Source organism: Actinosynnema sp. NPDC059797 (assembly GCF_042732085.1).
Classification (GTDB): domain Bacteria; phylum Actinomycetota; class Actinomycetes; order Mycobacteriales; family Pseudonocardiaceae; genus Actinosynnema.
This window is the reverse complement of the sequence record NZ_JBHWIE010000657.1, coordinates 1-2,162: the sequence shown is the minus strand read 5'-3', so window position 1 is coordinate 2,162 and position 2,162 is coordinate 1. Positions and strand designations below refer to the sequence as shown.

Below are 2,162 nucleotides of genomic sequence, written 5' to 3'. Positions count from 1 at the left end.
CCCCACCTGCCTGCCGCTGTTCCACGTCAACGCCGCGATGATGTCGTTGCTGGGCACGATGGTCACCGGCGCGCCACTGGTGCTGGAGCCCCGGTTCACCCCGGCCGGCTACTTCGCGCGGATCGCGGCGACGGGTGCGCGGACCGCGTCGGTCGTGCCCGCCCTGCTCCACCGGATCGTCGAGGAGCGACCGCCCTGGCCCGAGCCGCTGGACTACCTCATCACGGCCGCGGCCCCGCTGACCCGGGAGCTGGCCGAGCGGTTCTACCGGGCCTACGGCCCGCGCCTGCGCCAGGGCTACGGCCTCAGCGAGGCGGTCAACTTCAGCTTCGTGACCCCGCTGCTGTCGCGGTTGGACTTCCAGCGGCAGTACGTCGAGGCGCACCCGCCGGTGGGCGTGCCGCTGCCCGGGACCGAGTTCGCCCTGGACGACGGCGAGGTGGTGCTGCGCTCGCCGGACCTGATGCGCGGCTACTGGGGCCGGCCCGACCTCACGGCGCCGGTGCTGTCCGCGGACGGCTGGCTGCGCACCGGCGACCTCGGCGAGGTCCGGGACGGGCTGCTCGTGCTGCGCGGCAGGCGCACCGAGGTGATCAACCGCGGCGGCGAGAAGCACCACCCCCTGGACGTCGAGCGGCAGTGGCGCGAGGCCGGCCTCACCGGGACCTTCGCCGCGGTGGGCGTCGACTCGCCGACCCTGGGGAACGACGTCGGCCTCGTCCTGGACTCCGGGCCGATCGGCAGGGTCGCCGAGCTGGAGCGGGTTCGCGGCCTGGTGCCGGTCGCGGTGGACGCCTCCGGCCTGTCGGCCACCTCGACCGGGAAGCCGCGACGCCGCGAGATGGCCGCGCGGCTGCCGATCAGGGAGTGCGGTGACGCCCGCTACCGGGCGCTGCTCGCCCACGCGGCGGCCGTCGCGGAGGTGATCGCGGGCACGCCCGCGCCGAACGACCCGGCGGCCCGCCGGGTGCACGCCCTGGCCGTCCGGCTGTCGGAGCTGCCCGAACGGTCCGGCCCGCCCGAACGGTCCGGCCCGCCGGGGCACCCCGCGGGCGGTCACGGGCCGGCGCACCAGGCCCTCGACGACCTCCTGGCGTGGTGGGGCTCGACCGGACCCGCGCCCGACCCGGGGACCGCGTGGTCCGAGCAGACCGCGCCGCACCGCGACCTGGTGGCCGCGGTGGTCGAGGCCCGCCTCGGCCGCGCCGACCGCGCCCTGCACGTGACCGGCGACCTGCCCGCGCCACCCCCGGTCGACCGGTTCGACCTGATCACGGTGACCGGCCTGGTCGAGCAGGCCGACCCGGCGACCGTGCTGCCCGACCTCGTCGACCTGCTCGCACCCGGTGGCCTCCTCGTCGTCGGGCACGTCGCGGGCCACACCGACCGGCGCGGCACGCCGTGGGCGCTGGAGCCGGTGCTCGCCGCGTCCCGCCCCCGCTGGCGGTCGGGGCGGGGCAGCCGCTGGCCGGTGCTCGCCGCGATGGAGCGCTGCGGGCTGACCGCACCGGGGTACAGCGCCGTGCGCGCGCCGGGGCACGACCTGGGCGGCGTGCTGTGGGCGTCGAAACCGCCCGTCACCGCCACCTGAGAGGAGAGCCGACGACATGCCACCGACGACGACGTCCGGGCTCGACCCGGCCAAGCTGGGCAGGTTCATCAGCGCCGAGCACCTGACCGACGACTCCCTGACCCGCATCCGCGACTGGTTCCACGGCGCGCCGCGCAGCCCGCTGGTGTTCCGCGACTTCCTGCGCCCGGAGGTGGCCGAGGCGGTGGGCGCGGCGCTGCGCGACCTGCCGGTGTGGTCGCGCTGCGTGACGGCCTTCCGGAACGCCCAGGAGACGGTCGAGGTGGACGAGGCCGGCTGGGCCGACCGGCCCGACCGGGTCGCGCGCCACTTCTTCGCCCGCCCGCTGCTCGACGCCTTCGAACCCGGCCGCATGGACGAGCGTCACCAGGCCGTGCTGAAGAACTTCATCAGCTTCGCCGTGATCTCCGACCTGCTGCGCTCCTGGCTCGGCGCCGGCGTGGGCTTCCCGCTGGAGAAGCGCACGAGCGTGGAGCTGGCCTGCTACGAGCCGGGCGACGAGATCAGGCCCCACCAGGACCTGATCGAGAACCGGGTGATCGCGGTGAACTTCTACCTGGACCGCGACTAC

The 2,162-nt window shown here is 75.7% G+C and carries 2 protein-coding genes; both read left to right on the top strand.

Translation table 11 applies throughout. The annotated features are described in order from the left end of the window. The coding region (locus tag ACFV4N_RS43010) for an AMP-binding protein (RefSeq protein ID WP_499678462.1) at positions 1–1,591 on the top strand (1,591 nt) is incomplete at its 5' end. A 16-nt stretch (positions 1,592–1,607) separates the two neighbouring features. After that, positions 1,608–2,162, top strand: a 555-nt coding sequence (locus ACFV4N_RS43005; protein WP_499678461.1) for a hypothetical protein, incomplete at its 3' end; no start/stop codon positions are given.